This is a genomic window from Salegentibacter flavus (genome assembly GCF_900115145.1).
Lineage (GTDB): Bacteria > Bacteroidota > Bacteroidia > Flavobacteriales > Flavobacteriaceae > Salegentibacter > Salegentibacter flavus.
Map to the genome: position 1 here is coordinate 14,432 of NZ_FOVL01000012.1, position 26,954 is coordinate 41,385.

A 26,954-nucleotide genomic window follows, 5' to 3' on the forward strand; every position below is an offset into this window, starting at 1 on the left:
TGAATAATTAATCTATCCAGATCATATCGAATAAAACAATCCTGTACTCCTTTTTGGTTTCATCATAACTTATTCGGTAACGGGTAGGATAAAACACCTCGCTTACCTGATATTTTTCCGGTTGTGGGATTTCAAAACTTTCATCCAGTCTTTCCTGCAGGTATTCCATAGTGATCATAGGCTCAAGAAAAATAAACGCCCCATCATAAGAACCATAAAGAAATGTTTGTGAAAATAAACCGCCTTCTTCAAGTTCAGGAGCATCTTCGCTCAACCAGTGTTTCCCCATATAAAGTTCATAACCGGGACCCGGAAAATAGCTAACAGGCCAGTATTGGAGCTCAGGAAGAATTTCGGCTTTTTCATCGTCGGTGATTTCCATTTTTTCTTCTTCCGATATCATGTAAAAATGAATATCAAAATGAGGGAATTCGTAAAAGAATGGTTCATGGCCTTCTACCATCCAGCCAAGATCTATATGATCGAAAGGTAGTTTATCTGCTTTCTTATGAATTTCCAGGCTAAATTCCTCAATATGTGAAGGTAATCTATCCAGTACTTTTTCTGACATTTTTAACCCAATCTCCACCGGATCTCCTTCGTGGCTCATGGTAACAAGGCTGCGAACTACACCATTTCCAAAAAGAACTGCCGGGCCGTAAAAGGTATTGGTTTTTTCAGCTTTTTCAGCTTTTTTCTCCATCTCCAGATTTACCTCGTCGATCTGAGTAGCAGGCAAATTTTCCTGCTCACAAGCAGTAAAAAGCAATAAAAGAAATGGAAAAATGTAAAGCAACTTTCCAAAAGTAATTTCATTATTTAAAAATTTTTTCATAATACAAATGTTTAGTTATCAATGTTTTAAATATAAAAAAAATGAAAAATGGATGCAAAATATAACTTCCTGTTGCTAGGAAATTACAGGAAAACCCGTAACAAAATTTTAACTATATTGGCTCTTCAATCATAAAAATCAACAAACCTCAACCATTGTAAAATTCCCGGGCTAACGCCCGCTTATCTCTTCCTTTTATGAAAAAAAACTCACTCCTATTCCTTTTATTTATTGCTTTCGTACCTGTATTTGCGCAACAAAGTGATCTCTCGGTAGAAAAAATAATGCAGGATCCCTCTTGGATGGGAACTTTTCCCGAAAATATTAAATGGGGCTACGATAGCCAGAATATTTATTTTAATTACAATCCTGAAGGGAATCCGGGAGATTCCCTCTATAAAATCAATGTTCAGAATAAATCTGCCATCCGGAAAGTAAGCCTGGAAGAACGCAGAGAAATGATTCCCGGTGCAGGCGATTTTAATAAAAAAAGAACAAAAAAGCTCATTATTAAAAATGAGAGCCTGGCCATTGCCGATCTTAAATCCGGTGAGATTACCCAGCTGATTGACCTTTCAGAAGAAATCGAAGGTCCACAATTCATGGCCGATGAGAATCTTGTGACTTTTACCTCAGGAAACAATGCCTATCTCTTCGACCTAAAAAATGCCCGGATCGATCAACTTACTAAAATTGAAAAAGGCAAAAAGAAAGAAGAAAAAACCGAGGACACTTCTGAAAAGGATGATTGGGTTAAAGAAGAAAACCTGGAACTTCTCAGGATTGTAAATGAAAGAAAGATTAAAAAAGAAGAAACAGAAGCCCACCGCAAGGCAGTTGCCGAAAAAGAAGATTTCACTTTTTATCTTGAAGATCGTACAATTAGCAATCTACAGGTGGCACCCAATGCAAAATATGCTACTTTCAACCTCATTACCCGTAAAAGCAGTAAAAGCACCGATGTGCCTAATTACGTTGATGAATCTGGATATACAGTTAATCTACCTGCCCGGTCAAAAGTTGGAGAGGATGAGATTACCGTAGAACTGGCTATTTATAATTTTGAGAAGGATACAGTTTTTATGCTAAATACTGAATCTCTTCCGGGTCTGGAAGACCTGCCCGATTATACCGAAGACTATCCCGATCGCGACTGGGAGAAGATGGAAAGAGAAGTGATTCCCTCCAGAGCTTATTTTTCTGATAATGGAGAAAAAGCGGTGGTTAATATCCATTCTAAAGACAATAAAGATCGCTGGATAGTTTCAATAGACCTTGAGAACGGCGAATTAAAAAATCTGGACCGCCAGCGTGATGAAGCCTGGATCGCAGGTCCCGGTGTGGGCTACACTTTTTACGGCGGAGGCACATTTGGCTGGCTTCCCGATAACAAACATATTTATTTCCAAAGTGAGGAAACAGGTTATTCTCACCTCTATTTACTCAACGTAGATACCGGAAATAAAAAAGCCCTTACCAATGGGGAATTTGAAGTTTTTAATCCCGAATTATCCAATGATAAAAAACACTGGTTTTTGACGACTTCGGAAGTCGGTCCTGGGGAACGCCATTTTTACAAGATGCCGGTAATGGGTGGAAAAATGGAAAAGTTAACCCAGATGGAAGGGAATAATGAAGTTCATCTTTCACCAGACGGGAAATATATGGCCATCAGGCATTCATACAGCAACCAACCCTGGGAGTTGTATCTTAAGAAAACCCGTGCCAATGCCGAAGCTGAAAAATTAACCGAAGGACAAACAGAAGAATTCGCTTCCTACCAATGGCGCGAACCTGAAATGATTGAATTTGAAGCTGAAGACGGCGCTATGGTCCCTGCAAGACTTTACGCACCAACCGAAGCAACTAAAAACGACGCGGCCGTAGTGTTTGTTCACGGTGCAGGTTATCTTCAGAATGTGCATAAATGGTGGAGTAGCTATTTCAGGGAATATATGTTCCATAATCTTTTAACCGATCTTGGTTATACCGTTATCGACATAGATTACAGAGGGAGTGCAGGTTATGGCCGTGACTGGAGAACAGCGATCTATCGCCATATGGGCGGAAAAGATTTGAGTGACCAGGTAGACGGAGTTAGATATCTCATAGAAAATCATGGCATTAATCCTGAGAAAGTTGGGATCTACGGTGGTAGTTACGGTGGCTTCATCACCTTAATGGGAATGTTTAATGAACCTGAAACTTTTAAAGCAGGAGCCGCGTTGCGCTCGGTGACCGATTGGGCACACTACAATCATGGGTACACCTCCAATATTCTGAATGAACCTTCCAAAGATCCAATCGCTTATCGTAAATCTTCGCCTATTTATTTTGCTGAAGGACTGGAAGGAGACCTCTTGATCGCCCACGGAATGCTGGATGTAAACGTTCATTTTCAGGATGTGGTAAGGCTTGCTCAACGCCTTATAGAACTCGGAAAGGATGACTGGGAGATGGCGGTTTATCCTGTGGAAGATCACGGTTTTGTAGAACCGAGCAGCTGGACCGATGAATACAAGCGTATTTTAAAACTATTTAACGAAAGCCTCCTGGAGTAATGGACATCAATTTTGTACGCCGGCAATTTCCGGCACTGGAACAGGAATTCACATATATGGATAACGCCGGGGGCTCCCAGACCCTCTCTAAGGTAGCCGAGAGAATAAGCGGTTATCTTTTGCATCATAATGTACAGTTGGGTGCTTCTTATAAAGTTTCCAGAGAAGCCGGAGAGAAATTGAGTTACGCAACCAATGAGGTTGCAAAATTTATTAATGCCTCCTGTCCTGAAGAGGTTGTGATAGGGCCATCCTCCAGTATGCTTTTACGCATTTTAAGCCTTAGCCTAAGCAAACAATGGCAGGAAGGGGATGAGGTAATCGTCACCAACACCGATCACGAAGCCAATGTCTCCCCCTGGACCGATCTCGAAGAGAAAGGTATTAAGGTAAAGATTTGGAAAGTAAACCCCGAAACCCTGGAACTGGATCTTTCTGCACTAAAGGAATTGCTTTCTAAGCGTACCAAGTTGGTTGCAGTAAATCATGCCTCAAATGTACTTGGGACGATTAATCCTATAAAAGAGATCACTGAGATTGCACACAAAGCCGGAGCATTGATTTGTGTTGATGGAGTGGCTTATGCACCCCACAGGCAAGTAAATGTAAAAGAATTGGATGTAGACTTTTATGTCTTTAGCTGGTATAAAACCTACGGCCCCCACCTTGCTGTTATGTACGGAAAATATGATTTACTGTATGAAATGGACGGGATAAACCATTATTTTTTCGGCAAGAAGGATGTGCCTTATAAGTTTCAGCCGGGAAATTTCAATTTTGAACTCACCTACAGTCTACTGGGAATTACCGAATATTTTGAGGAATTCTACCGGGAGCATTTCCGCAGCACAAAAAAATTAGATACTCCTGAAAAGCTGGCCAAAAGCTTCGATATTATCGCCAGGTATGAAGAAAGGATAAGCACCCCTTTATTGACATTTCTTAATGAAAATCCTGAAATAAGAATTATAGGTTATCCAGAAGCCGATAGAAATAAAAGGGTGCCTACCATCTCTTTTGTGCATTCCAAAATGAAAAGCGACGAAATTGTAAAACAGGTAGATGAGCATCGCATCGGAATCAGGTTTGGGGACTTCTATGCTAAAAAGCTTATACAAGATCTCGGCCTGGAGAAAAAAAATGGGGTGGTGAGAATAAGCCTGGTACATTACAATACCGCCGATGAAGTGAAAAGACTGATTGAGGTATTGAAAAAGATCCTTTAAAATAAAAAGCCGCGATCTCAGAATTTGAAATCGTGGCTTAATTTTATAAAAAACCTTTGTTATCCCAGGGCCTGTTTTAGATCTTCAATTAGATCTCCCTCATCTTCCACGCCTATACTAAGACGAATAAGGGAGTCTACAACTCCGATCTTTGCTCTTTCTTCCTGTGGAATTGAAGCGTGCGTCATACTGGCCGGGTGCCCGGCAAGAGATTCCACTCCACCAAGAGATTCTGCAAGAGTGAAAACTTTAAGGTTTTCCACTATTTTTGTGGCGCTTTCCAAGGTATTTTCCTTGGTGGTAAAAGAGATCATTCCGCCGAAATCTTTCATCTGCTTTTTAGCGATATCATGATTAGGGTGATCTTCAAAACCAGGCCAATACACTTTGTCAACTTTTGGATGGGTCTTCAGGAATTTAGCAACTGCTTCCCCGTTTTCACAGTGTCTCTGCATACGCAAGTGTAGCGTTTTTATTCCGCGAAGCACCAGAAAACTATCCTGAGGGCCGCAAACCGCACCACTGGCTTTCTGAATAAAATATAGTTTTTCAGCCAGGTTCTTATCGTTCACCACAAGAGCGCCCAATACCACATCACTGTGCCCACCAAGATACTTTGTCGCGCTGTGCATCACGATATCTGCACCTAAATCCATTGGCTGTTGCAAATAGGGCGTAGCAAAAGTATTATCTACCGCAAGTAATAAGTTGTGTTTTTTGGCGATTTTAGAAGCCGCTTCGATATCGATGATATTCATCATTGGGTTGGTTGGTGTTTCCAGCCAGATGAGTTTTGTATTTTCATTAATATACTCCTCGATTTTCGATGCATCCTGCATCCCGATAAAATGAAATTTAATCTCAAAATTCTCAAAAATAGTAGTGAAAAGTCGGTATGAACCTCCGTAAAGGTCATTGGTAGAGATAATCTCATCGCCTGGTTTGAATAGTTTCATCACTGCATCAATCGCAGCGAGACCGGAGCCAAATGCCAATCCAAACTTTGCATTCTCAATACTGGCAAGCGACTTCTCCAAAGCTGTTCTTGTAGGATTACCGCTTCGGGAATACTCAAATCCCTTGTGCCCACCGGGGGTGCTTTGTGAATATGTACTGGTTTGATAAATTGGTGGCATTACCGAGCCGTATGCGGGGTCTGTATTTTCCTGTCCGCCGTGTACTGTTTTGGTATTAAATTTCATATCTACTGTGTCTAAAGCAAATGTAGCATAGCTGTTGGGCAATAACAAAATTGGCTGTACCTTTATATTTCAATTTAACAGCCATAAAATTGAAAAAACTACTCTCTATTTTCAGCCTTATCTTTCTTTTTTCTGCCTGCGAGCAGGAAGCTGAAAGTCTCGAATTTTTAAATTATTCAGTAGAAAGAAGTGCCGATAACTGTGATCCTGAAACCGAAAAATGCAGTTTCATAGACCTGAATTTCCCTGTAGCTTCGGGCACTGAAAACCGGGAGAAGCAGATCAATAAAGAGATCGAAAATCATCTTAGCTATATTTTGGGTTATGAAGATGAACCCAATATAGGTTCAGTAGAAGATATGGCAGATATCTTCATCCAGAATTACGAAATGACCAAAAAAGATTTCCCCGGATATAACACTCCCTGGGAAGCCACTATTTATGGTGAAATTAGCTATGAATCTGATAAGCTAGTCTCCATTCAGTTTAATTCTGAAGTTTTTGAAGGCGGGGCCCATGGCTACAGTAGTATCACCTGGCTGAATTTTAACCCTGAAACCGGAGCAATTTATTCCCAGGATGAACTTTTTGCCGAGGACTTCAAAGCCTTTATAGAGGATATATTCAGAAAAGAACAGGGAATTCCGGAAGGCGAACCCATCAATAGTACAGGTTTATTTTTCGAAAATGATAAATTTCATCTTCCGCAGAATATAGGTTTCAGCAACACTAAAGTTATTCTCTATTACAATGCCTACGAGATTGCCGCCTACGCCGATGGCCCATACCGGATGGAGTTCCCTCAAACTGAAATTTCAGAATATATAAAGATTGAATTATAAGGTATTTCAAAATGAAAAAGATCTATCACCTCTCTACCTGCGATACGAATAAAAGAATCCTTAAAGAACTCGATCCTCCTGCGGCTTTTAAGCTTCAGGATATAAAAACGGAAGGGATCACCGAAGAGCAGATCGATGAGATGCAGGAGCTCGCCGGAAGTTATGAAGCGCTTTTCAGCAAACGAGCAAGGCTCTACAGGGAAAAAGAACTACACCTGGAAGAACTCACCGAAGACCGCTATAGAAATCTTATTCTGGAACACTACACTTTTCTGAACCGTCCTGTAATTATTAACAACGATGAGATCTTTATAGGGAATTCAAAAAAAACGGTGGAGGCTGCGAAAAAATCGATAAATGAATAACAGAGCCCTGGCAATTATTGCAGCAACTATTGCCAGTGCTATTTACGGGGTAAACCATACTTTAGCCAAAGGGGTGATGCCCGTTCACATCGAGCCATTGGGATTTATATTCCTTAGGGTTTTTGGTGCAGCAATCCTTTTTTGGGCAATTAGTTTCCTCGGGCCACGAGAAAAAATAGCGACTTCAGACTGGCCAAGAATACTGGGTAGTGCCGTTTTTGGGATGGTGATAAATATGCTGTTCTTTTTTAAAGGCCTAAGTCTTTCCACGCCTATTAACAGCTCTGTGATTGTGACGCTTTCCCCGGTGATGGTCCTTATCCTGGCTTCTATTCTGATTAGAGAACGCATCACCTTATTAAAGAGTATCGGGATAATTGTTGGGCTTGCGGGAGCACTAATTTTGGTTCTTTTTAGTGCTGATACCGGCAGCAATGCGCCTAATATTCCTATGGGAAATGTGCTGTTTATCGTTAACGCCTTTTCCTACGGACTTTATCTGATTCTTGTAAAACCCTTAACCGCAAAATACCATCCCTTTACCCTTATGAAGTGGCTTTTCCTGATTGGTGTTTTTATAAATTTCCCCATCACTATTGGCGAATTTACCGATGTTCAATGGAGTAGTTTGCCCTTTGACGCCATCTGGAAAATGGCTTTCGTGGTAGTGGGAACCACTTTTTCAACTTATTTGCTGAATATTTATGCGCTAAAACAACTTTCAGCTTCCACCATAAGTGCCTTTATTTACCTGCAACCGCTTATCGCAATTGTTTATGCCATAAGTACAGGCGCCGATTCGCTGAATCTCACCAAGGTGGTTGCCGCCCTATTGGTGTTTGCCGGGGTTTATATGGTTACCAAAAAGAAAACCGAATTAAGAGCTTAATCATGGATCTCGGGACAAGCCCACAATTATGAATCGGAAAAAATTTTATAACTCGAAGCGAGCCTCGGGGGAATTAAACCCTCAATGAGGGATTAAAGTTGATGCGGCTCAATATGCTGTGGCCGTTTCCCGTACTTGCGAGTGTCTTCTTTAGTTAATATCCTGAAATCTTCAGTGTGGGAAAGACTATTTAGGTTTTGATACAATTCCGGGGGAAGTTTGGTAAGTTTTCGTTCTTCTAAGTCTATCCAACTCCCCATCATCTCGCAGCTGGCGAAATTCCGGCCCTTATAATCGTAAAAGTTGTGAAGGAATTCGAAATACATCCCGTCTTTTGATAAGCCCTTTAATTCCAATGTCACTTTAACCGGGTGGCCGGCAAAAACTTCTTTAAAATAATAAACGTGCTCATAAAATACTACGGGACCCAGATTATATTTGACCAATTCTTCCTGCCCAAAACCGTTCTCCATTAAAAAGCTCATTCGGGTATGGCTCATAAAATTTATATAGGCAGTGTTAGCCAGATGACGGTTGGCGTCTGTATCGCTCCAGCGGATATCAAATTCTTTAATGTACATCAGTAATTTTTTAATAAATCTAACAAATTATATTATGCGTGCATAATTATTGTGCTTAAAATTAATTTCCTGAAATTAGCCGCAAATGCCATTGATAAAAAGCACATATACCGCCCCACGAATATTCCGAAATCCCCATTTTTCGACAATTTATTCGTCTACCTTGAGAAAAGTGGCTTTTAGCACCAGTCAGCGTGATCGCGTAGAACTTGAAGACGGAGATTTTCTTGATCTCGATCGCAGTTTTTCTTCTGAAGGAAACCACAAGAGGCTGGTAATCCTCCTTCACGGCCTGGCAGGAAATGCCCAGCGTCCTTATATGAACGCCATGGCGCGCATTTTTGCTGAAGCCGGTTGGGACACAGCCGCGATGAATTTCAGAGGTTGCAGCGTAGAGATGAATAGGCTTTACCGTAGCTATAATGCTGGGGCTACCGAAGATCTCAAAGCAGTGATAAATCATATCTTAGCTGAAAACAGGTATTCTGAGATCGCTTTGGTCGGATTTAGTCTGGGCGGGAATTTAATGCTAAAGTATTTAGGGGAAACTTCAGAAATACCTTCGGAAATAAAATCGGCGGTGGCGATATCTACTCCCTGCGATCTGGGAGCTTCATTGGAAGAGCTCAGCCAAACCCGAAATATTATCTATTCAAAACGTTTTGTGCGAAACCTTAAAAAGGAATTATTCCGGCGCCATCTGGCTTTCCCGGAGAAAATTTCCAAGGAAGAGATCGCCGGCTGCAAATCCTTGCGCGATATTGACGAGCTATACACCAGTCGGGCACACGGTTATAAAAATGCCGCAGATTATTACAAGAAGTGCAGCTCGCTTCATTTTTTACCTAATATTCAAATTCCTACTTTACTCATCAATGCTGAAAACGATTCCTTTTTATCGGCAACTTCCTATCCTGTAGAAATTGCAAAAAATTCTAAAGATCTTCATCTTGAGATCCCGGCACACGGAGGGCACGTAGGATTTATTCAAAATAAAAAAACCTATTATCACGAAGAGCGGGCCCTGGAATTTGTACAGAACTTTTCAGAATAAATTTTGCAATAAAATTGAAAATCTTCAGAAACGGGGAATTTTAAAATAGCCTTTAGGTCGCTTTGCACTGCTTTAGAATTGATTATCTTTGCGCAAGCTTAAAAATCACCTATGATTCAGTCAATGACAGGTTTTGGAAAAAGCGTTACGCAACTTCCGGCCAAAAAGATTACCGTAGAGATCAAATCTCTAAACAGTAAAAATCTTGATGTAAACGCACGCATCCCATCGCAATACCGCGAGAAAGAACTTCAGCTTAGAAATACCATTTCCAAATCCCTCACCCGGGGAAAAATAGATTTCTCTCTTTTTGTAGAGATCACCGGCGAGGAGACTACTGCAGCGGTTAATCCGGGAGTGGTGCGAAATTATATCGAACAATTAAAACAAATTGTTGACGGCGATGAAACCGAATTGCTAAAAATGGCAGTGAGAATGCCCGATGCTTTAAGTACTGCCCGTGAAGAAATTAACCAAAGCGAATTTAAGGCTATCGAAGAAGCCGTAATAGAAGCCCTGGAAGAGATCAATGATTTCAGAAATGCTGAAGGCAAAGCCTTGGAAAAAGATCTCAAGCTTAGGGTTGAAAATATTGACCGTTTGCTTCAGGAGGTCATTAAAATTGATCCCGAAAGAGTGGAAGCAGTAAAGGAACGCCTTAAAAAAGGGGTAGCCGATCTCAAGGAAAATGTTGATGAAAACCGCTTTGAACAGGAATTGGTTTATTATATCGAAAAATTCGATATCACTGAAGAGAAGGTAAGACTGGAAAACCACCTCGATTACTTTAAAGAAAGTATCGATTCTGACGATTCCAACGGGAGAAAACTGGGCTTCATCTCTCAGGAAATGGGTCGCGAAATCAATACTATTGGCAGCAAATCCAATTATGCCCCGATGCAACAATTGGTTGTGCAGATGAAAGATGAGCTGGAAAAGATAAAAGAACAACTCTTAAACGTACTCTAAATGAGCGATGGTAAACTTATCGTGTTTTCGGCGCCTTCCGGCTCGGGAAAGACCACGATAGTCCAACATTTATTAAAGCAGAAGGAACTTAACCTGGAATTCTCCATATCGGCGACATCTCGTGAGCCCCGGGAAGGCGAGGTAAATGGACAACATTATTACTTCCTTTCTACCGAAGATTTCAAGAAAAAGATAAAAAACGATGAATTCCTTGAATGGGAAGAAGTCTACCGTGACAACTTCTATGGCACTTTGAAAACCGAGGTAGAACGAATCTGGGCAAAGGGAAAAAATGTAATCTTTGATATTGATGTGGTTGGAGGCCTTGATATAAAAAACATCTACCCGGATAATACCCTTGCAGTTTTTGTAAAGCCGCCAAGTATAGAAGAATTAAAGATCCGACTTAAGAAGCGCAAGACTGAGACTGATGATAAGATTAATATGCGGGTGGCTAAAGCATCGATAGAACTTGCAACGGCACCCCAATTCGATTTTATTATTGAGAATCATCATTTGGGAACGGCTCTTAAAGAAGCCTATGATCTGGTAGCCACTTATGTGAACGCAAAAAAGCCCGGGGAAAATGAATAAAAAGGTAGGCCTGTTCTTCGGTACTTTTAATCCGGTTCATATTGGCCATTTGATCATCGCTAATCACATGGCAGAATTTTCTGATCTGGATGAAGTCTGGTTGGTGGTTACCCCTCACAACCCTTTTAAAAAGAAGAGCAGCTTACTGGAAAATCATCATCGCCTGGAAATGGTCTATAAGGCTTGCGAAGGCTACGAAAATTTAAAGCCCAGTGATATCGAATTTGCTCTACCCCAGCCCAATTATACCGTAACTACCCTGGCCCATCTTCAGGAGAAATATCCTACCAATGTGTTTTGCCCGATCATGGGGAAAGACAACCTGAAAAGCTTTCATAAGTGGAAGAATTACGAGGTGATCCTGGAAAATCACCAGATCTACATATATCCGAGAATTGCCACGGGAAATTCAGAAGATAAGTTTTTAGACCATCCAAAAATAACCCGGGTTGCAGCCCCGGTGATGGAAATTTCTTCAACTTTCATTAGACGAGCGGTAAAAGAGGGAAAAAATATAAAACCAATGCTGCCAGCAGCAGTTTGGGATTACATTAAATTGATGAATTTTTACAGGTAAACCTTCTTTAAGTAACCTCTACATTCTTTTTATAAATAATTTTCCGTTTTCTTTTTTAAGTAGGTATAGATTAACATAACCTGCCAATTCATGGGTTTTATGTCCAGCCAATAGGATAGCCTGATCTAATTTAGAATTAAAAGCTATTCGTGAAATAGTGACCATTTGAGAATATCTGCCTACATAATCTTCCAAAGAACTTCCAAAAATTAATTGATGGCCTTTTTCACTTTTTATCCATCCGGTATTTATTGTTTTCTCCTGTAGGGTATTTAATATTTTTACCAGGAAATCATACTCTTCGTAAACTTCAGGTAATTTTATCCGGGATGAAACTTTGAACATAGTCGTATCTACTATAAGCTTTACTTTTACTTTATTAAGGGAATCTATGTTTATCTTTATAGCCGGGGATCCCTCTTTGGGGGGTGGTGGAGGTATTGGAAAAGGCATTGCCATTTCATCTATCATTAAAGATATTATTTCACCTTCTTCAGCTTTAATTTTATCCTGAGCATTAGAGGTACAGGAAAAAATATGGAAAAGATAATGAGCAAAATTAATTTTTTATTAATCATTGCAGGTAATATTAAAATTCATGGTGACTTCATTTTTACTTTAACTTCAAACTAGCAAGCTTATCTTTAGAAATAATCCCTCCATTGAGAAGGGATTATTTCTAAAGATAAAGACTGTTTAAAAACCTTTTTTGGCCGTTCAGTTTAGCTGATTGAACCTACTTTTTTCATCGTGGAACTACAAGCTGTAGGACGTCGTCTGCCCTCAATGTAACCGCCTCAAAACTTTTAAACAGTCTTAACTTTTATTTCTTTTCCAGGTGCGGCACTCTAAGTACCTGCCCGGGATATATTTTATCGGGATCTTTAAGCATTGGCTTATTGGCTTCAAAGATCACAGGGTATTTCATAGCATCACCGTAATGTTCTTTTGCGATTTTGCTTAAAGTATCTCCCCGCTCAACCGTGTGAAATTTGGCTTCCGGTTCGGTTTTATCTACCGTCATCCTGTCGTCAACCTTCGCGATACCCTCTGAATTTCCTACCACCAGCACTACTTTCTCTTTGGTGCTCTGGTCCTCAGCCTTCCCGGTCACCGTTGCAACATCATCGTCGATCTTAATACTTAAATTTTCCACCTGTAATTTAAGATCTCGTAGTGTGGTCTCTAATTTTGAGGCTGCTTTGGCATTTTCACGTTCTGCTTTTTCACGCGTATTCTCTGTTTTTTCGGTTGGCTTTTCAGCTTCTTTTTTATCCCGGCCAAAGATCTTTTCTCCGGCGTCTTTTATAAATGAAAACACACCCATTTTTTCCTAATTTTATTAGTTTACAGTAAATTACAAAAGCAAAAGCATTCTAATTCCAAAAGTCATCCTAAAATTTTGTTAGATTTCTAACCAAAAAACGCCGGAAGACCATCAGATCCAACGGCGTTTTTCAAACTAAATAACCAACCAAAAAAACTAAGAAAATCCATTCTTCTCCTTTTTGGAATAAAGAACAGGTAAATAACGGACTGCTTTTCAGAAGATTGCTTCCTATGTTTATTTTAACATGTTAAAGTTTAACCCAATACTTATTATCCCTTATTACATCCAATTTCCACGGTTTCTTTATCCTTTTATTTTGTTTATTTTTGGCAATAGAAAATCTAATTATGGAAAAATCTCCTTCTTTTGCCGTTATCGGCGGAGGCAGCTGGGCGACTGCAATTGTAAAAATGCTTAGTGAAAACGTAGACACCATCCATTGGTATATGCGAAGCACGTATGCCATTGAGCACCTGAAGAAACAGGAACACAATCCTAATTATCTTAGCTCGGTAGAATTTGATATCAATCAGCTCGATCTTAGTTCTGATATAAACAAAACCGTGGAAGCGGCAGATTATCTCATCTTTGCCATTCCTTCGGTCTTTCTGAAAAGAGAGCTAGACAATCTTAAAGTTTCCCTGGAAGGAAAAGTGATCTTCTCGGCAATTAAAGGAATCGTTCCCGAAACCAGCCTCATTGTGGGAGAACACTTTGAAGAATATCATCATGTGCCGGCAGACAATATTGGAGTGATTACCGGCCCCTGTCACGCCGAGGAAGTTGCCCTGGAGCGGCTCTCATATCTCACGATTGCATGCACCGATGAAGAAAAAGCAAAGGTGATTGCCAAACACCTAAGCAGTGAATACATAAAATGCAAGATAAGCGATGATGTCACGGGAACCGAATATGCCGCGATGCTTAAAAATATTTACGCAATTGCCGCAGGTATAGCGCACGGACTTGGATACGGAGATAACTTCCAAAGCGTATTGATGAGCAACGCCATCAGGGAGATGAAGAAATTCATCAAGAAGGTACATAAGATGAAACGTAACATCAATGACTCGGCCTATCTTGGAGATCTATTGGTAACAGGATATTCCGTATTTAGCCGCAACCGTATGTTCGGAAATATGATCGGGAAAGGCTATACCGTGAAAAGTGCTCAAATGGAAATGAGTATGATCGCAGAAGGTTATTATGCCACAGAAAGCGCTTATAAGATCAATCAGGAAAAAGGAGCGAGAACTCCAATTATCAATGCAGTTTATGGGATTCTTTACGAAGACAAGAACCCAAAAAAGGTATTTAAAAAGCTCGCAGAAAAGCTGAATTAATTCTGAATAAAATTTAAAGGTTAGGTTATTTCAGCAAGATTCCTTTTTCAGGAATTAAGGGAAGTTCGCGCAGCGCCTTATCATTGATGGTATTTTTTCTGAAGAGAAATTTCTTTTCGAACATCTTATTTTCAGCGAAAAAAGTCACCTGAAATTCATTATTTAAGGCCAGCACTTCTTCCTGGAGAAATTCGACCTTGGCAAAAGATTTAGGAGGAAGCTTTTCAATTTTATGCCGCATCACCGAGGTCTGGTCTTTTTCTGAAAAACCCCGACTAACGATAAGTACCATATCCAAGGCATCGTCGCGGTCATTAATAAGGTAAGCATTCCATTCTTCAGCCCGAAAGTCTTTGTTGAATTGTTTGACGGCTGCCAAATAAACTCCATTAACTTCAGGTATATCGATATCTTTTTTCACTAATCCTGAATCTTGTTTTTTGCCCAGATATATAAGCCCCAAAGTATGAGTGCAGCAACTCCTAATAAAATAGCTCCTAAGGCCAGTTCAATAATTTCTACAACCACTAAAATAATAATGACGGCCAGGACGATAATACCAAGGATGACTAAACCAACTGTTTTCATAAGTTCTTATTTCTTTACAAGTTAATCATCCCGGGAGAATTTCCGAAGAAATTTTTTAAATCGAAGATTTAAACTGCTCCAGGAATCGCACATCGTTCTCATAAAACATCCTGATGTCACCAATTTGGTAGAGCAGCATCGCAATTCTTTCGATTCCCATTCCAAATGCAAACCCTGAATATTCGGTAGGATCGATATTACAGTTTCTAAGCACATTTGGATCTACCATCCCACAGCCCATAATTTCCAACCAGCCGGTACCTTTGGTAATACGGTAATCGGTTTCGGTTTCAAGCCCCCAATAGATATCAACTTCGGCACTGGGTTCGGTAAAAGGAAAATAAGAAGGTCTGAGTCTTATTTTTGATTTCCCAAAAAGCTGCTTTGTGAAATACAATAGAGTTTGCTTAAGATCGGCGAAGCTTACGTCCTTATCTATATACAGACCTTCTACCTGGTGGAAAATACAGTGGGAACGTGCCGAAATAGCCTCATTTCTAAAAACCCGCCCGGGAGAAATAGTCCTGATTGGCGGTTTGTTCTCTTCCATATACCTAACCTGCACCGAAGAGGTGTGGGTACGTAACAAGATGTCAGGATCAGTCTGGATAAAGAAAGTATCCTGCATATCGCGGGCCGGATGATATTCAGGCAGGTTTAATGCGGTAAAGTTATGCCAGTCGTCTTCGATCTCTGGTCCTTCAGAAACGTTAAAACCAACATTGGAAAAGATCTCGATAATCTGGTTTTTTACGATAGATATCGGGTGCCGGGCACCAATTTCTATTGGCTCGGCAGGTCGGGAAAGATCGCCATAAACCCCTTTTTCTTCCTGCTTGCTCTCCAAAACCTCTTTGAGGGAAGTCACCTTGGCTTCCGCAGCCTGCTTCAAAGCGTTTACCGCCTGACCGAAATCCTTTTTCTGCTCATTAGGCACCGATTTGAATTCGGCGAAAAATCCGTTCAAAATTCCTTTTTTTCCAAGGTATTTTATACGGAAAGCTTCGATCTGGTCGGCAGTTTCAGCATTAAAAGCTTCAACTTCAGCAATATGTTCCTTTATTTTATCTATCATGGATGCTTTTCTTTTTCAGAAGGGCAAATTTAATAAAAATGAATTTTTCAGCAGGGATTTAATCTATATAACCATTCTGAATAAAATATTGCACAATGGCTTCTTTCATCAATACGCTTTGTTCCCCGGCTTTAAGTACAGGTAATTCCTCCAGAGTTTTATAATGCGGCCAGCCGTCTTCATCATAATAATCGAATTCATAATAACCATAAGGTTCCAATAGCCTGCAAATGGCAATATGCATAAGATCAATTTTATGGTCTTTTTTGAACTTGCGGTGCACTTGCCCTAGCTCCTGTACCCCTATCACGTAAATAATAGCGTCAAGCTCCATTAATTCTCCATCTGCAAACTGCGCTGAAAGCTTATGTTGCAATCCTTCCCAGCGTTCTTTTAATTGTTCGTCTCTTGCCATAGCGCAAAGATAATATCTTACTTATTGAAATTACTATATTTGAAGTATGAATACAATAGATATTGTTCTTGCCCTTATCCTGCTCTACGGGTTGGTTAGGGGATTCTTCAGGGGCTTGCTCGCAGAAGTGGCCTCACTGGTAGGGATTGTGGTAGGAATTTACGGAGCAATCCATTTCTCTTATCTTCTTGCCGATTTCTTTTCAGAAAATATGGGCTGGGATACTCAATATGTAAACCTTATTGCTTTTGCCATCACCTTTGTTTTAATTGTTTTTTTTATTTCCCTCGCCGGCAGAGTACTTACTAAAATTGCTGCTTTTGCAGCTTTAGGTCTGGTTAATAAATTTCTGGGCGGTGCCTTTGGTCTAATAAAAGTTGCTTTCCTGGCCAGTGTGGTGATAATGTTCTTTAAAGCTACCAATGAAGAAATTGATATTATTTCTGAAGAAAGCCTGGAACGATCTGTTCTTTATGAACCCATTGAGAGCATTGCGCCAATGCTGTTGCCTTCTATATTAAGGGAGGCCGAAAAACGAGACATTCTGGAGGATTTCGACGAAATCACTAAAAAAACAGAGGCCCGGAATTAACCAGGCCTCTAACAGAATATTTAAGTCAAATTATATATTCAACTGGTAAATGCTTGCCAACTGACTGTTGTTCTCTACAGTTACTTCAAGGTCCTTAATAATCCCGGAACCTACACCGTACACCCAACCGTGCAATTGTAGACCTTGACCCTTTTGCCAGGCACTCTGTACAATTGATGTCTTGGAAAGATCGTAAACCTGTTCCTTAACATTCAGTTCAACATATCTGTCCTGACGCTCTTTTTTATCTTCAATGGCATCAAGTTCATCCTTATGAAGCCTGTACACATCTTTTATATGTCTCAGCCAATTATCGATAAGTCCAATGCTTTCGTTGCCCATTGCTGCAGCTACACCACCACAACCGTAATGCCCGCAAACAATCACGTGTTTTACCTTAAGGGCATTTACGGCATAATCAAGTACGCTAAGCATGTTCATATCGCTGTGCACTACCATATTGGCAATGTTACGGTGAACAAAAACCTCACCCGGTTGTGCACCTATGATCTGGTTTGCAGGCACCCGGCTGTCTGCACACCCTATCCAAAGCACCGGAGGTTGCTGTCCCTCGGCAAGCTTTTTGAAATAATCGGGGTCTTCGCTGAGTTGGCTTTCTACCCACTTTTTATTGTTTTCTTTTAGTTTTTTATAAAATGCATCCATAGCTAAAAATATTTTTAAGTATTTAAATTAGTGTAATTAGTTTAAACCGGCATGTCCAGACCAAAGAATTTTCTATAACTATCGGGGTTCTCAACAGTGCCCCGGTCTGAAATTAGTTTAATGGTGATATTTTTTCTTTTTGCCTTGATAGCAAATTCATCCAGAATCTCGAGGATATCATAATCCAGCACCCTGGTTTTTGAAATATCAAGTCTCACGGTGGCTCCCTCAGGCAGCGCATTGAGTTCCCTGATAATAGCTCCTTTATTCAGAAAGGTGACTTCTTCTGCCAGAGTGATCTGATATTGTCCATCGGGAATATCATAACCTTCTTTATGAAGAAAGTGAGAGTTTTTATAACTGTTTATTAGAATAACAGAAATTCCTACTAATAATCCTAGCCCAATTCCCATAAGCAAGTCGGTAAACACTACTCCGGCGACTGTTATCACGAAAGGTAAAAACTGAGATTTTCCTAAAGTATACATTTGTTTGAACAAAGCAGGCTTGGCCAGTTTATAACCAACTATTAATAATACAGCTGCCAGTACGGCAAGCGGGATCATATTAAGCAGGGTTGGAATGGCGATAATAGAACCAAGGATTAAAAAACCGTGCATTATAGTTGACAGTTTTGTTTTACCCCCCGATTGCGTATTCGCCGAGCTCCTAACAATTACCTGGGTAACCGGAAGTCCTCCAATCAAACCTGAAACCATATTCCCCGTCCCCTGTGCAAAAAGCTCTCTGTTTGTAGGAGTCGTTCTTTTTTCAGGATCGATCTTGTCAATAGCCTCAACACTTAACAGGGTCTCCAAACTGGCTACGATAGCGATGGTAATAGCCACGATCCAGATTTCAGAATTTCCAATTTGAGTGAAATCAGGAAGAGTGAATTGTGCAAAGAAAGAAGGAACATCATCAGGAACCGGCACAGCTACAAGCTGATTGTCACCTATTCCAAATGCACCGGCAGGAACGAGTAGATAATACAACACTCCAAACGCCACAGCCACCAAAGATCCCGGTACCAGTTTAAAGATTTTATGCTTATGCACCAGGATCTTCTCCCAGGAAAGAAGTAATGTTAAAGCCACAAGAGTTAAAATAACAGCTCCGGGGGAAATCATTTGTGCAAACTGCCCAAAAGCAGCCATAATTCCGTCCCCATAATTGAAAAATTCAATATTTTCTCCATTAAGGCCGAATACATTCGGGATTTGTGAAATAGCAATGGTAATTCCAATGCCGGCCAACATACCTTTGATCACGGAAGAAGGGAAATAATAACCGATGATTCCGGCTTTTAAGACCCCTAGAATAATTTGGAAAGCTCCGGCAATTACTACGGCTAGTAAAAAACTTTCGAATGCACCCAGGCTTTCAATAGCACTAAGTACAATAACTGCCAGACCAGCTGCCGGACCACTTACTCCAAGTTGTGCACCGGAGAGAGCACCAACTACTATCCCCCCGACCATACCCGCGATCAAACCGGAAAATAGTGGCGCACCACTTGCCAGGGCAATACCCAAACACAAAGGAAGAGCAACAAAAAATACAACTATACTGGCAGGAAAATCTTTATTAAAATGTTTAAACATATATACAGGTTTATAAAGGAGGCTATAGCTCTCCTTAAATCTTATCTTTAATTTAAAAAATGAAAACTCAAGGATTGGTGCGAAAAAATCACACAATATTTTGTGCCCGCGTGGCTAAAACAAGATACGGGTATACAAAAATCCTTGAAATACGAAAAGATTAAACCTGTTTAGGAGGTGGTGATATTACATCAATACAAACCACGGGATACGCTTCGGCGTAATAATGCCCGGGATTTTTTTGTTCCTGAAGAAAGTGAATACTATCGTAATTAGAATGGGAATCCTCCAGGTGAAACTCAAGATTGATCTGGGTCTTGGAACTCTCCTCTTCATTTACGCTAAAAGCCATAGAAACATCAGCCGATTTATCTATCAGGACAACCAAGGTAGGAGTAGCCAGAAAGGTCACGAATAAAAAGGCTAATATGTAAACTGTTTTTTTCACTCCGGGCAAAAATAGTATTCCTATAAGGAAATCAGTATACCTTATTGATAATTTATTATTAAGTGAATATCAATATTTCTTATAGTTTCCTCAAGTTATCATTAAGGGTCCACCCCTGAGTACCATTAGCAAGTTCCAATTTAACCCAGTCCTGATAATCTTCGAGGACCCTGGCCTTAGTACCTTCGTGAAGTGTAAAAGCATTCCCGGCACGTTGACTAGGTTCATTTCTTACTTCAGCCTCTTCCACATAAATAATGGCAAATTTGTTGCTTAGCTGAATTTCCTGTTGCTGGAAGGCAAAAAACACTGATGCAGCCATCAAAACAAACATTAAAACCGCTCCTCCAAAGAAGATTCGCTTAGCCAGGGGTTTGGTGTTGAAATAATAGATCACGAAGAAAACTGCAAGCAGTACTGAACTAATGATGGCCAAAACTCCCCAGGTATTGTATGAAAACAGAGAAATAAGCTTATTTACAGATTTAGAAAAACTTGAGTTCTCAACCTCTGGAATAGCATCCAGCGTCATATTACGTGCGAATTCAAGATTGTTTTGTACGTCCTCATCATTAGGATCAAGCTGAAGGGCTTTTTCATAATAATAGATACTGGGCCCTACATTATTAAGCTTATAATGTGAATTTCCCAAATTATAATAAACCGGGACCGAGGTCTCATCATTCGCGATGATCTGTTCGTAAAGGGAGATTGCTTCCTCATAATTTCCCTCAGCGTATTGAGCGTTCGCCTTTTCAAAGAGTGCTTCGTTCTGAGCCGGCATTACCCAGGAAATAAAAAATATGAGGTAGATTAAATTTTTCATATTAAAGCTGTTTATCCAGGGTTGAAATTACCGTAACGGCCTTATCGTAATCCTGCTCCATACTTACCTGCGAAGCCGGCGTATATCTCGCGAACTCACAGCTTTTAAGCAAATTGGTGAAAGCCATAATATCTTCATCATTTATACCCTTTTCCTTTAAGATGGCACTTATCTTTTCCTTGCTCATATCTGAAGTCTGAATATGGAGTTTAGCCTTCAGATAATTATGTAATGAACGCTCCAGCGCTTCATAGAATTCCTTCTGATCACCTAATTTTTTCTTTGCTTCTGACAGGTACTTCCTGGCCAACCTGTCAGCTTTTTTTATGCGCTGGCCTTTTTCATCTCCCGCTATCTCCTGTCTTTTTCTTCCGAAGAAAATAAGCAAGGGAATAGCAAGAATTGGAAGGGCCAGGCTGCCCCAGAATACCGGGGAATTAAAAAATGAAGACTGTCCTATTGGCTGTAAATCTGGTTTTAATTTTATATACCTGAATTGATCTGAAGGCAAAGTCACTCCGCTACTACCTCCCTGTCTTCCCGCAATTGAAGAAGCCGCAGGACCACGTTTTACATCTATCAGGATTTCTTCAGAAGTAAGTCTGTGATAGGATTCGGTTGTAGGATCGAAATACGAAAAACTCACAGGTTTGATAGGGTATTTCCCCTTTTGAGTGGGAACTATCGTATAATTTTCTGTAATGGTTCCTTCCTGCCCTCTTAAACTAACATTTACATTTTCGCTGCGTTCAGGGTCATACACCTCAAGAGAAGAAGGTAATTCCAGAATCGGAAGTTCAAAGAGGTTTAAATTTCCATTTCCTCTCACCTCAACAGTGGCTTGTAGTGATTCGGAGGCATCTAATTCGGTTTTGCTGGCCTTAACATTAAAACTAAATTTCCCCACCGCCCCGGTAAAATCAAGAGGTTTACCTTCATTAGGGAGCGGTTTCACCTCCAGTTTTCTGGTGCTGGAGCTCACGGTTTTATTGATCGTTTTATACAATCTACGCCCAAAGAGATCTCTGCGCTCTCCGGGAACATCTACCGAAATGGAAAGGGTAAGCGGCTCAATTTCCAGTTCCCCTGTTTTCTGCGGATAAAGAATACTTTTACGCAATTCCACATAGCGGTAAGGTTCGCCTTGGTATTCACCATTTTCCACCCTCAATTCCCTTATGTCTATATTCTGGCTCCAGAAATCGGTGAAATTAGGACTGTCAACCTCTCGCCAATCACTAACACTAATGTTGGGGCTCACATATAACTTATATACCACGGTAATTGCCTCATTAAGGTAGGGATCACCTTTTGATACTTCAGCAACAAGATGAAGGTTTTCAGCCGCCGCAATTTCAGCATCATTGCCATCAGTAGGCGTATCTACTGCTGCTGTCACCTCAATATCTACAGGGGAAGTCTTATAGGTGGTTTCATCTACTATGATTTCTGCCTGACCAATGGTTTTATTTCCCCTTGATTTTGGTTGAAGAAAAAATGAATAGGTCTTGGAATATGAGCGTTTACCATTAACAAAGCTCTGACTCACCGACTGATTTGGACCACCTACAACAGTAAATCCCTCAAATGACGGCGGTCTGAAGTTATCGCCATCTTTATTCATTTCAAAATCAACCCTCAAACGCTCATTAACTCCAAGCTTGTTTTTGCTAACCTTAGCTTCAAACTTCACCTGAGCCTGCACGCTCGCGGCCATTAGAAATAATATGCTTATTAATAGATATTTTAATTTCATATAAATGTAAAAACCCTCTTTTTCGGCTTTCTTTCCTGCAAAAATTTTACCAATCTTTATCAGTCTTCACTTTAGCACCTTTTGCCTTTTCGGCATTTATCTTATCCTGAACTTTGCGTTCTTCATTATTCATCGCCTCCAGCAAGCTTTTTATTTGTTCAGGAGACAGTTGTCCCTGCTGGGGTTGAGGTTGAGGCTGTGGCTGTTCCTGCTGATCGCCTCCCTCGTCCTGCTCCTGTTCCTGGTCTCCTTCGCCCTCATTTTCATCTTCCTGCTGGTCACCCTCATCTTCCTTTTCTTCCTGTTCGCCTTCATCATCAGATTCCTGCTCATTCTCACCATCGCCTCCCTGGTCTTCCTGATCCTCTTGCTGTTCCTGATCCTGGTTATCACCTCCTTCGCCATCATCCTGGTCATCCTGCTGCTGTTGTTCTTCCTCCAGCATCTTCTTGGCTAAGGCCAGGTTATAACGCGTCTCCTCATCCCTGGGATTATTCCTAAGGGCATCCTTATAAGCCTCTACAGCTTCCTTATATTTTTTCTGCCTCATAAAAGAATTCCCTAAATTATGGAAGGCTTTATGCTTCGTTTCTTTCGAATCGGCAATTTCCCCCGCCTGATTTAATCGCTCTCCGGCTTCAGAGGGCTTTTCTTTGTTATAATAGAGATTCCCTAAATTATATTTAGCTGTAGGATTGTCTGGATCTTTGGCAATAGCCTTGCGATATGCGGCTTCCGCAGATGCAAAATCATTTTCTGAAAGCGCATCTTCGGCCTCCTCTAAATACATTTCGGCTTCACGCTGGTCTTTTCTGTTATTTTCCTGGGCCTCTGCCTGAGACCCGAAAAATATTATCAGCAACAGCAAAACAGGTTTTATTATGTTCATATGGTTGCTCATTTTATTTCCCCTCTTTTTTCTTTCGCTCATTAAACAAGTTAAGCTTCCTTAACCAAGCGGTTTTTCGCTCCAGAAGAAAGATATCCAATAATAGCAAAATTACGGCCAAACCTAGAAACCATTGAAATTGAGATTTATATTCAGCAAATTGCCGCGCCTCGAATTCGGTTTTCTCAATATCCTGAAGAGCATCCATCACCTGGGTTATCACCTCTGAAGTCACCCTGCCATCTATATATTTCCCATTAGTCGCAGAAGCTATATCTCTTAAAGTTTCAGGATTAAGCTTGGTAATCACCGTTTCTCCCTGAGCATCCTTTTTGTAATTCTGAATTACGTTATTCCGTTTAATTGGGATAGGACCACCTTTCTCTGTACCTACTCCAATGGTAAAAACCCGAATTCCCGCATTTGCAGCTTCTTCAGCAATATTGTCGGTATTTCCCTCATGGTCTTCCCCGTCACTGATTATAAAGAGAACCCTGTTGGTCTGCCCTTCTTCATCATAAAAAGTAGTTGCCAGCTTTATCGCCTCGCTTATAGCCGTTCCCTGAGAGGAAATCATATCTGAATTTAACGCCTGCAGAAACATTTTTGCCGAAGCATAATCGGTTGTGATAGGTAACTGAGGAAAAGCGCTTCCGGCATAGGCTATAAGCCCTACGCGGTCACTTCCCAGATTATCCAGAATCTGTCGCACCAGTTGCTTCGATTTATCAAGTCGGTTAGGCGCGATATCTTCAGCTTCCATACTCTTGGAAACGTCTATAGCAAAAACAATATCCACCCCTTCCCGCTTCACGGTTTCCATTTGAGAGCCTATCTTCGGATTGACCAATGCAATTACCAGGCTTCCTAAAGCAAAAAGAATAAGCAGCATCTTTAGCCAGGGTTTAAAACCCGAGCGGTTTGGGCTAAGCTGAGAAAACATAGAAGGATTGGCAAACTTTCGGCGGGTGCGTTGCTGCCAGATCCTGTAAGCTAGGAAAACGAGCAGTACCACCGGCAGCGCCAGCAATAACCAAAAATATATTTTCTCTTCTAATAACATATTCATTAAATAAAACTCCTGAAAATCGTATACCTCAGTAATATTTCAAACAATAGCAAAGCTCCTGCCAACAATATCAAAGGGCGATATTTTTCATCATAATTATAATACCTGAATTCTTCTATCTCCGTTTTTTCCAAACTATCTATCTCATCGTAGATCTCTTCCAGTTTTTCATTATTGGTAGCCCGGAAATATTTTCCGCCGGTATCGGCTGCTATTTGTTTCAATAATTCTTCGTCTATTTCTACCTGGACATTCCCGTATTGAAATCTGCCATTTGGCAAAATACCAATGGGGGATAAAGCGGTACCATTGCTTCCCACACCAATGGTATAGGTTTTTATTCCATATTCCACCGCGAGTTCGCTGGCAACTTTGGGATCTATAAAACCTGAATTATTAACCCCGTCGGTTAACAAAATTATCACCTTGCTTTTTGCTTCACTGTCCTTTAACCGGTTAACCGAAGTCGCTAATCCCGAACCAATGGCAGTTCCGTTCTCTAAAATATTGTTGTATTCTATTTCCTCCAGGGCCCGCATTACTATACCCTTGTCGCTGGTAACCGGAGTTTTGGTGTAGCTCTCTCCTGCATACAAAACCAGGCCTAATCTGTCGGCTGGCCTTCCTTTTACAAATTCTATTGCCACCTCCTTCGTAGCCTCCAACCGGTTCGGTTGAAGATCCCGTGCCAGCATACTCGCCGATACATCTACTGCAATTATAATATCTATCCCCTGGGTACTGCTGGACCTTGTTGACACGTCTACCGTTCGGGGTCGAGCCATTCCAACAATAATTAGTGCCAGCGCAAGAAGCCTTAATACAAGAAGAATAGGTCTTAATTTTGCCAAAAAAGAGCTTTTAGCCTTAAATCCACCCAGACTGGAGATCTTCAATTCGGCGGTTTGGCGGTGTCGCTTCCAAAGATACCAGGCTATGCCCGGCAGCAGCACTAGCAGCAGCCAGAAAAATTCCGGGTTTTCGAAAGTGATATTATTGAACATTAATTGCCTTCTTTATTAAATTCAACCGAATCGATTATACGTTGCGTAATTTCTTCAGCATAGGTATCTCCTTCGTTATGGATCACCATAATTTGTTCGAAACCGCTATTTTCTACAAAATTCAGAATTTCATAGGCATTGGTAACCGCTCTGCCGGTTACCGGATCCTCAATTTCCAGGGTTCCGAAGATCCTGATTCCCTCAACACCACTTAAGGTACTGAATTCCTCTTCTTTCATTATGATATTTCGGGCACCCTGTTGTTCCAGCATCGTATAAATTCCATCTACAGATTTTTCCAGATCAAAATCTGTTTCTCCACTGAATTTCACCGTAGTGAGCGAAGTGTAGAAATTACTTACCGGACTCCCATACACAAAGGTTTCGCTGCCGAGCATCATTTGCTTTGTCTCCTCGGGAAGCTCGAGTTCTTTGCGAATTAAAACTTCGGGCGTGGTAATCATTACCGAAGGATCTCCATATTCACTGCGAATCCATTCTCCTTCCAGCAATTCTTTTGTGGGATGCCCTAGCAAGCTATCTCTTACCTCATCAAAACCTTTAGAAATGATAAATGCCCCTATGGCGCCAATAATTACAAGGGAAGCCAAAATAGCTGCTATTATTACTCTTTTTTGTTTTTTCTTTCTTTCCCGCGCTTCCCGGTAAGCTTCATCTTCCCTGATTTCTTCTTCAGAAGGTTCCGGGATGGAAGTCTTTACTTCTTCTATGATGTCACCTATTCGTGATCTATCAGATTTAGCGGTAATTATATCAGGTCTGGAATTAGCGAATTTCGCCAGATCGGCACGGCTAAGAATAACTTTTAAATCCTTGATGGTCTTTTCATCCAACTCAAGTTTACCCGCATTTTTATTCAATTCGAGATAAGCTATTAACTCTGAGGTAGTACTTTCCAGGGCACGATCATAGACTTCCCGGTCTAAATATTTTCTGGCAGAAAATGTAAGCTGAGAATAATATTCCTTCACTTCCCTTTTTTCTAACAGACTTGAATTATCAAGTTGTTGCAATTCCAGAATTACCTGCTCATAAGGCGGAAGCTCTTTTTCTGCCTCTTTCTTTTGTTTTATTCGGTAGAGATAAAAAACAAGTCCGGCCAAAACAAGAATAACCAAAAGCCACCAGACCCAGGAAGGTATTTTGAAACTCCCGGGGATTTCTACTGAAGGTTTAATGGGGTACATTTTCTGGCGGGTGGTATCTACCTCCACATTTGCCACCTCAATAAGCATAGAATCGGTAAAGAATTCACGATCGTTAATGAGCACTTTTTGCTGCGGGATTACATAGCCTCCCGAATCGAACTGCGTGAGACTATATTCCTTAAGCAACCTGAAACGATCTTCCAACCTTGTGGTATCAGCCTTGAAACTCTCCACCATTTCCAAAGGAGAGAAACTATCTCCTTCAGGAAATACAACCAGGTTTGAAGAATCTGTTTCAACCTGGATGCTGTAAAGGATTTGTTCTCCAATCTTTATCGTTGAAGTATCAATTTCAGCATTTATCTGGGTTTGTTGAGCATAGGAAAATACAGGAATGAGCATCAATAAAAAAAGAACAATCCCTGATAAGAGCTTGCTCCTTTTCTCATTTTTATATTTTCTTTCTATCAAGTTCATCATTGTTT

29 protein-coding genes are annotated in these 26,954 nt (G+C 40.7%); 11 read left to right on the forward strand and 18 right to left on the reverse strand.

Features of this window, described 5'->3' with window-relative positions; translation table 11 throughout:
* Positions 1 to 7 precede the first annotated feature (7 nt).
* Complete coding sequence (locus tag BM266_RS10220) at positions 8 to 835, reverse strand: DUF5602 domain-containing protein (RefSeq protein WP_093409166.1); 828 nt, start codon at positions 833 to 835, stop codon at positions 8 to 10.
* A gap of 197 nt (positions 836 to 1,032) precedes the next feature.
* Between BM266_RS10220 and BM266_RS10225 the strand changes: the two genes are divergently transcribed.
* Positions 1,033 to 3,396 carry a S9 family peptidase gene (locus BM266_RS10225; protein WP_093409168.1) on the forward strand — a complete coding sequence of 788 codons (2,364 nt, stop codon included), beginning with the start codon at positions 1,033 to 1,035 and terminating at the stop codon, positions 3,394 to 3,396.
* Complete coding sequence (locus BM266_RS10230) at positions 3,396 to 4,622, forward strand: cysteine desulfurase-like protein (RefSeq protein WP_093409170.1); 1,227 nt, start codon at positions 3,396 to 3,398, stop codon at positions 4,620 to 4,622. The genes BM266_RS10225 and BM266_RS10230 overlap by 1 nt, the downstream gene beginning before the upstream one ends.
* A 59-nt stretch (positions 4,623 to 4,681) precedes the next feature.
* Here BM266_RS10230 and BM266_RS10235 read toward each other — a convergent pair whose 3' ends face one another.
* Positions 4,682 to 5,824, reverse strand: a complete 1,143-nt coding sequence (locus tag BM266_RS10235; RefSeq protein WP_093409172.1) for a cystathionine gamma-synthase — start codon at positions 5,822 to 5,824, stop codon at positions 4,682 to 4,684.
* A gap of 89 nt (positions 5,825 to 5,913) precedes the next feature.
* Here BM266_RS10235 and BM266_RS10240 point away from each other — a divergent pair, with 89 nt between their 5' ends.
* The 3 genes from BM266_RS10240 to BM266_RS10250 are packed head-to-tail and all read left to right on the forward strand — an operon-like array spanning position 5,914 to position 7,920.
* The gene (locus tag BM266_RS10240) at positions 5,914 to 6,666 is read left to right on the forward strand and encodes a DUF3298 and DUF4163 domain-containing protein (RefSeq protein WP_139220624.1); all 753 of its coding nucleotides are present in this window, start codon (positions 5,914 to 5,916) and stop codon (positions 6,664 to 6,666) included.
* Positions 6,667 to 6,677: 11 nt separating this feature from the next.
* Entirely contained in the window at positions 6,678 to 7,031 is a 354-nt protein-coding gene (locus BM266_RS10245; protein WP_093409176.1) for an arsenate reductase family protein, read from the forward strand.
* Positions 7,024 to 7,920 carry a DMT family transporter gene (locus BM266_RS10250; protein ID WP_093409179.1) on the forward strand — a complete coding sequence of 299 codons (897 nt, stop codon included), beginning with the start codon at positions 7,024 to 7,026 and terminating at the stop codon, positions 7,918 to 7,920. Before BM266_RS10245 ends, BM266_RS10250 begins: the two co-directional genes overlap by 8 nt.
* A gap of 92 nt (positions 7,921 to 8,012) precedes the next feature.
* Here BM266_RS10250 and BM266_RS10255 read toward each other — a convergent pair whose 3' ends face one another.
* The gene (locus BM266_RS10255) at positions 8,013 to 8,501 is read right to left on the reverse strand and encodes an acyl-CoA thioesterase (RefSeq protein WP_093409182.1); all 489 of its coding nucleotides are present in this window, start codon (positions 8,499 to 8,501) and stop codon (positions 8,013 to 8,015) included.
* Positions 8,502 to 8,586: 85 nt separating this feature from the next.
* Between BM266_RS10255 and BM266_RS10260 the strand changes: the two genes are divergently transcribed.
* The 4 genes from BM266_RS10260 (at position 8,587) to nadD (ending at position 11,695) form a co-directional block, all read left to right on the forward strand.
* Positions 8,587 to 9,555 (forward strand): YheT family hydrolase, encoded by a 969-nt coding sequence (locus tag BM266_RS10260; RefSeq protein ID WP_093409184.1) that lies wholly within the window; start codon positions 8,587 to 8,589, stop codon positions 9,553 to 9,555.
* Positions 9,556 to 9,666: 111 nt separating this feature from the next.
* Positions 9,667 to 10,524, forward strand: coding sequence for a YicC/YloC family endoribonuclease (locus BM266_RS10265; protein ID WP_093409187.1), 858 nt, complete (start codon positions 9,667 to 9,669; stop codon positions 10,522 to 10,524).
* Complete coding sequence (gmk, locus tag BM266_RS10270; RefSeq protein ID WP_093409189.1) at positions 10,525 to 11,118, forward strand: guanylate kinase; 594 nt, start codon at positions 10,525 to 10,527, stop codon at positions 11,116 to 11,118.
* Positions 11,111 to 11,695, forward strand: a complete 585-nt coding sequence (gene nadD, locus BM266_RS10275; RefSeq protein ID WP_093409192.1) for a nicotinate (nicotinamide) nucleotide adenylyltransferase — start codon at positions 11,111 to 11,113, stop codon at positions 11,693 to 11,695. The genes gmk and nadD overlap by 8 nt, the downstream gene beginning before the upstream one ends.
* A gap of 18 nt (positions 11,696 to 11,713) precedes the next feature.
* Here the strand turns inward: nadD and BM266_RS10280 are convergent, their stop codons facing one another.
* Together BM266_RS10280 and lysM are read right to left on the reverse strand one after the other, a co-directional pair.
* Positions 11,714 to 12,166 (reverse strand): hypothetical protein, encoded by a 453-nt coding sequence (locus BM266_RS10280; protein ID WP_093409194.1) that lies wholly within the window; start codon positions 12,164 to 12,166, stop codon positions 11,714 to 11,716.
* A 352-nt stretch (positions 12,167 to 12,518) separates the two neighbouring features.
* On the reverse strand, positions 12,519 to 13,022 hold the full coding sequence (gene lysM, locus BM266_RS10285; RefSeq protein WP_093409197.1) for a peptidoglycan-binding protein LysM: 504 nt from the start codon (positions 13,020 to 13,022) through the stop codon (positions 12,519 to 12,521).
* A 350-nt stretch (positions 13,023 to 13,372) separates the two neighbouring features.
* On the opposite strand from lysM, the gene BM266_RS10290 reads away from it, so the two are divergent.
* The gene (locus BM266_RS10290; protein ID WP_093409199.1) at positions 13,373 to 14,368 is read left to right on the forward strand and encodes an NAD(P)H-dependent glycerol-3-phosphate dehydrogenase; all 996 of its coding nucleotides are present in this window, start codon (positions 13,373 to 13,375) and stop codon (positions 14,366 to 14,368) included.
* A 25-nt stretch (positions 14,369 to 14,393) separates the two neighbouring features.
* Here the strand turns inward: BM266_RS10290 and BM266_RS10295 are convergent, their stop codons facing one another.
* Genes BM266_RS10295 through BM266_RS10305 form a run of 4 tightly spaced genes read right to left on the reverse strand, consistent with a single transcriptional unit; the run spans position 14,394 to position 16,446 of the window.
* Complete coding sequence (locus tag BM266_RS10295) at positions 14,394 to 14,789, reverse strand: hypothetical protein (protein ID WP_093409202.1); 396 nt, start codon at positions 14,787 to 14,789, stop codon at positions 14,394 to 14,396.
* Positions 14,789 to 14,956, reverse strand: a complete 168-nt coding sequence (locus tag BM266_RS17090; RefSeq protein ID WP_175494789.1) for a hypothetical protein — start codon at positions 14,954 to 14,956, stop codon at positions 14,789 to 14,791. The genes BM266_RS10295 and BM266_RS17090 overlap by 1 nt, the downstream gene beginning before the upstream one ends.
* A gap of 55 nt (positions 14,957 to 15,011) precedes the next feature.
* The gene (gene pheS / locus BM266_RS10300) at positions 15,012 to 16,031 is read right to left on the reverse strand and encodes a phenylalanine--tRNA ligase subunit alpha (protein WP_093409204.1); all 1,020 of its coding nucleotides are present in this window, start codon (positions 16,029 to 16,031) and stop codon (positions 15,012 to 15,014) included.
* A gap of 58 nt (positions 16,032 to 16,089) precedes the next feature.
* Positions 16,090 to 16,446, reverse strand: a complete 357-nt coding sequence (locus BM266_RS10305) for a hypothetical protein (RefSeq protein ID WP_093409206.1) — start codon at positions 16,444 to 16,446, stop codon at positions 16,090 to 16,092.
* A 46-nt stretch (positions 16,447 to 16,492) separates the two neighbouring features.
* Here BM266_RS10305 and BM266_RS10310 point away from each other — a divergent pair, with 46 nt between their 5' ends.
* Positions 16,493 to 17,038 (forward strand): CvpA family protein, encoded by a 546-nt coding sequence (locus BM266_RS10310; RefSeq protein ID WP_093409208.1) that lies wholly within the window; start codon positions 16,493 to 16,495, stop codon positions 17,036 to 17,038.
* A 30-nt stretch (positions 17,039 to 17,068) separates the two neighbouring features.
* Here BM266_RS10310 and can read toward each other — a convergent pair whose 3' ends face one another.
* From can to BM266_RS10355, 9 genes are all read right to left on the reverse strand, one after another.
* A complete protein-coding gene (can, locus tag BM266_RS10315) occupies positions 17,069 to 17,704 on the reverse strand; it encodes a carbonate dehydratase (RefSeq protein ID WP_093409210.1) in 636 nt (211 codons plus the stop codon).
* A gap of 41 nt (positions 17,705 to 17,745) precedes the next feature.
* Complete coding sequence (locus BM266_RS10320; RefSeq protein WP_093409212.1) at positions 17,746 to 19,308, reverse strand: SulP family inorganic anion transporter; 1,563 nt, start codon at positions 19,306 to 19,308, stop codon at positions 17,746 to 17,748.
* A 160-nt stretch (positions 19,309 to 19,468) separates the two neighbouring features.
* The gene (locus BM266_RS10325; RefSeq protein WP_139220625.1) at positions 19,469 to 19,756 is read right to left on the reverse strand and encodes a hypothetical protein; all 288 of its coding nucleotides are present in this window, start codon (positions 19,754 to 19,756) and stop codon (positions 19,469 to 19,471) included.
* 79 nt (positions 19,757 to 19,835) lie between these two features.
* The gene (locus tag BM266_RS10330) at positions 19,836 to 20,582 is read right to left on the reverse strand and encodes a tetratricopeptide repeat protein (RefSeq protein ID WP_093409217.1); all 747 of its coding nucleotides are present in this window, start codon (positions 20,580 to 20,582) and stop codon (positions 19,836 to 19,838) included.
* A 1-nt stretch (position 20,583) separates the two neighbouring features.
* Positions 20,584 to 22,338: a BatD family protein gene (locus BM266_RS10335; RefSeq protein WP_093409220.1), complete on the reverse strand. Its 1,755-nt coding sequence runs from the start codon at positions 22,336 to 22,338 to the stop codon at positions 20,584 to 20,586.
* Between the two features lie 46 nt (positions 22,339 to 22,384).
* Complete coding sequence (locus BM266_RS10340) at positions 22,385 to 23,227, reverse strand: tetratricopeptide repeat protein (RefSeq protein WP_245760420.1); 843 nt, start codon at positions 23,225 to 23,227, stop codon at positions 22,385 to 22,387.
* A 13-nt stretch (positions 23,228 to 23,240) separates the two neighbouring features.
* Positions 23,241 to 24,290 (reverse strand): VWA domain-containing protein, encoded by a 1,050-nt coding sequence (locus BM266_RS10345; RefSeq protein ID WP_093409414.1) that lies wholly within the window; start codon positions 24,288 to 24,290, stop codon positions 23,241 to 23,243.
* Positions 24,291 to 24,295: 5 nt separating this feature from the next.
* On the reverse strand, positions 24,296 to 25,300 hold the full coding sequence (locus BM266_RS10350) for a vWA domain-containing protein (RefSeq protein ID WP_093409222.1): 1,005 nt from the start codon (positions 25,298 to 25,300) through the stop codon (positions 24,296 to 24,298).
* Positions 25,300 to 26,949 carry a DUF4381 domain-containing protein gene (locus BM266_RS10355; protein WP_245760422.1) on the reverse strand — a complete coding sequence of 550 codons (1,650 nt, stop codon included), beginning with the start codon at positions 26,947 to 26,949 and terminating at the stop codon, positions 25,300 to 25,302. The genes BM266_RS10350 and BM266_RS10355 overlap by 1 nt, the downstream gene beginning before the upstream one ends.
* Positions 26,950 to 26,954: the final 5 nt, after the last annotated feature.

Excerpts from the sequence above, each read along its gene's own strand:
- BM266_RS10220 (WP_093409166.1), bottom strand. The coding sequence starts at position 835 with ATGAAAAAATTTTTAAATAATGAAATTACTTTTGGAAAGTTGCTTTAC.
- BM266_RS10225 (WP_093409168.1), top strand. The coding sequence starts at position 1,033 with ATGAAAAAAAACTCACTCCTATTCCTTTTATTTATTGCTTTCGTACCT.
- BM266_RS10230 (WP_093409170.1), top strand. The coding sequence starts at position 3,396 with ATGGACATCAATTTTGTACGCCGGCAATTTCCGGCACTGGAACAGGAA.
- BM266_RS10235 (WP_093409172.1), bottom strand. The coding sequence starts at position 5,824 with ATGAAATTTAATACCAAAACAGTACACGGCGGACAGGAAAATACAGAC.
- BM266_RS10245 (WP_093409176.1), top strand. The coding sequence starts at position 6,678 with ATGAAAAAGATCTATCACCTCTCTACCTGCGATACGAATAAAAGAATC.
- BM266_RS10250 (WP_093409179.1), top strand. The coding sequence starts at position 7,024 with ATGAATAACAGAGCCCTGGCAATTATTGCAGCAACTATTGCCAGTGCT.
- BM266_RS10255 (WP_093409182.1), bottom strand. The coding sequence starts at position 8,501 with ATGTACATTAAAGAATTTGATATCCGCTGGAGCGATACAGACGCCAAC.
- BM266_RS10260 (WP_093409184.1), top strand. The coding sequence starts at position 8,587 with ATGCCATTGATAAAAAGCACATATACCGCCCCACGAATATTCCGAAAT.
- BM266_RS10265 (WP_093409187.1), top strand. The coding sequence starts at position 9,667 with ATGATTCAGTCAATGACAGGTTTTGGAAAAAGCGTTACGCAACTTCCG.
- gmk (WP_093409189.1), top strand. The coding sequence starts at position 10,525 with ATGAGCGATGGTAAACTTATCGTGTTTTCGGCGCCTTCCGGCTCGGGA.
- nadD (WP_093409192.1), top strand. The coding sequence starts at position 11,111 with ATGAATAAAAAGGTAGGCCTGTTCTTCGGTACTTTTAATCCGGTTCAT.
- BM266_RS10280 (WP_093409194.1), bottom strand. The coding sequence starts at position 12,166 with ATGATAGATGAAATGGCAATGCCTTTTCCAATACCTCCACCACCCCCC.
- lysM (WP_093409197.1), bottom strand. The coding sequence starts at position 13,022 with ATGGGTGTGTTTTCATTTATAAAAGACGCCGGAGAAAAGATCTTTGGC.
- BM266_RS10290 (WP_093409199.1), top strand. The coding sequence starts at position 13,373 with ATGGAAAAATCTCCTTCTTTTGCCGTTATCGGCGGAGGCAGCTGGGCG.
- BM266_RS17090 (WP_175494789.1), bottom strand. The coding sequence starts at position 14,956 with ATGAAAACAGTTGGTTTAGTCATCCTTGGTATTATCGTCCTGGCCGTC.
- pheS (WP_093409204.1), bottom strand. The coding sequence starts at position 16,031 with ATGATAGATAAAATAAAGGAACATATTGCTGAAGTTGAAGCTTTTAAT.
- BM266_RS10305 (WP_093409206.1), bottom strand. The coding sequence starts at position 16,446 with ATGGCAAGAGACGAACAATTAAAAGAACGCTGGGAAGGATTGCAACAT.
- BM266_RS10310 (WP_093409208.1), top strand. The coding sequence starts at position 16,493 with ATGAATACAATAGATATTGTTCTTGCCCTTATCCTGCTCTACGGGTTG.
- can (WP_093409210.1), bottom strand. The coding sequence starts at position 17,704 with ATGGATGCATTTTATAAAAAACTAAAAGAAAACAATAAAAAGTGGGTA.
- BM266_RS10320 (WP_093409212.1), bottom strand. The coding sequence starts at position 19,308 with ATGTTTAAACATTTTAATAAAGATTTTCCTGCCAGTATAGTTGTATTT.
- BM266_RS10330 (WP_093409217.1), bottom strand. The coding sequence starts at position 20,582 with ATGAAAAATTTAATCTACCTCATATTTTTTATTTCCTGGGTAATGCCG.
- BM266_RS10335 (WP_093409220.1), bottom strand. The coding sequence starts at position 22,338 with ATGAAATTAAAATATCTATTAATAAGCATATTATTTCTAATGGCCGCG.
- BM266_RS10340 (WP_245760420.1), bottom strand. The coding sequence starts at position 23,227 with ATGAACATAATAAAACCTGTTTTGCTGTTGCTGATAATATTTTTCGGG.
- BM266_RS10345 (WP_093409414.1), bottom strand. The coding sequence starts at position 24,290 with ATGTTATTAGAAGAGAAAATATATTTTTGGTTATTGCTGGCGCTGCCG.
- BM266_RS10350 (WP_093409222.1), bottom strand. The coding sequence starts at position 25,300 with ATGTTCAATAATATCACTTTCGAAAACCCGGAATTTTTCTGGCTGCTG.
- BM266_RS10355 (WP_245760422.1), bottom strand. The coding sequence starts at position 26,949 with ATGATGAACTTGATAGAAAGAAAATATAAAAATGAGAAAAGGAGCAAG.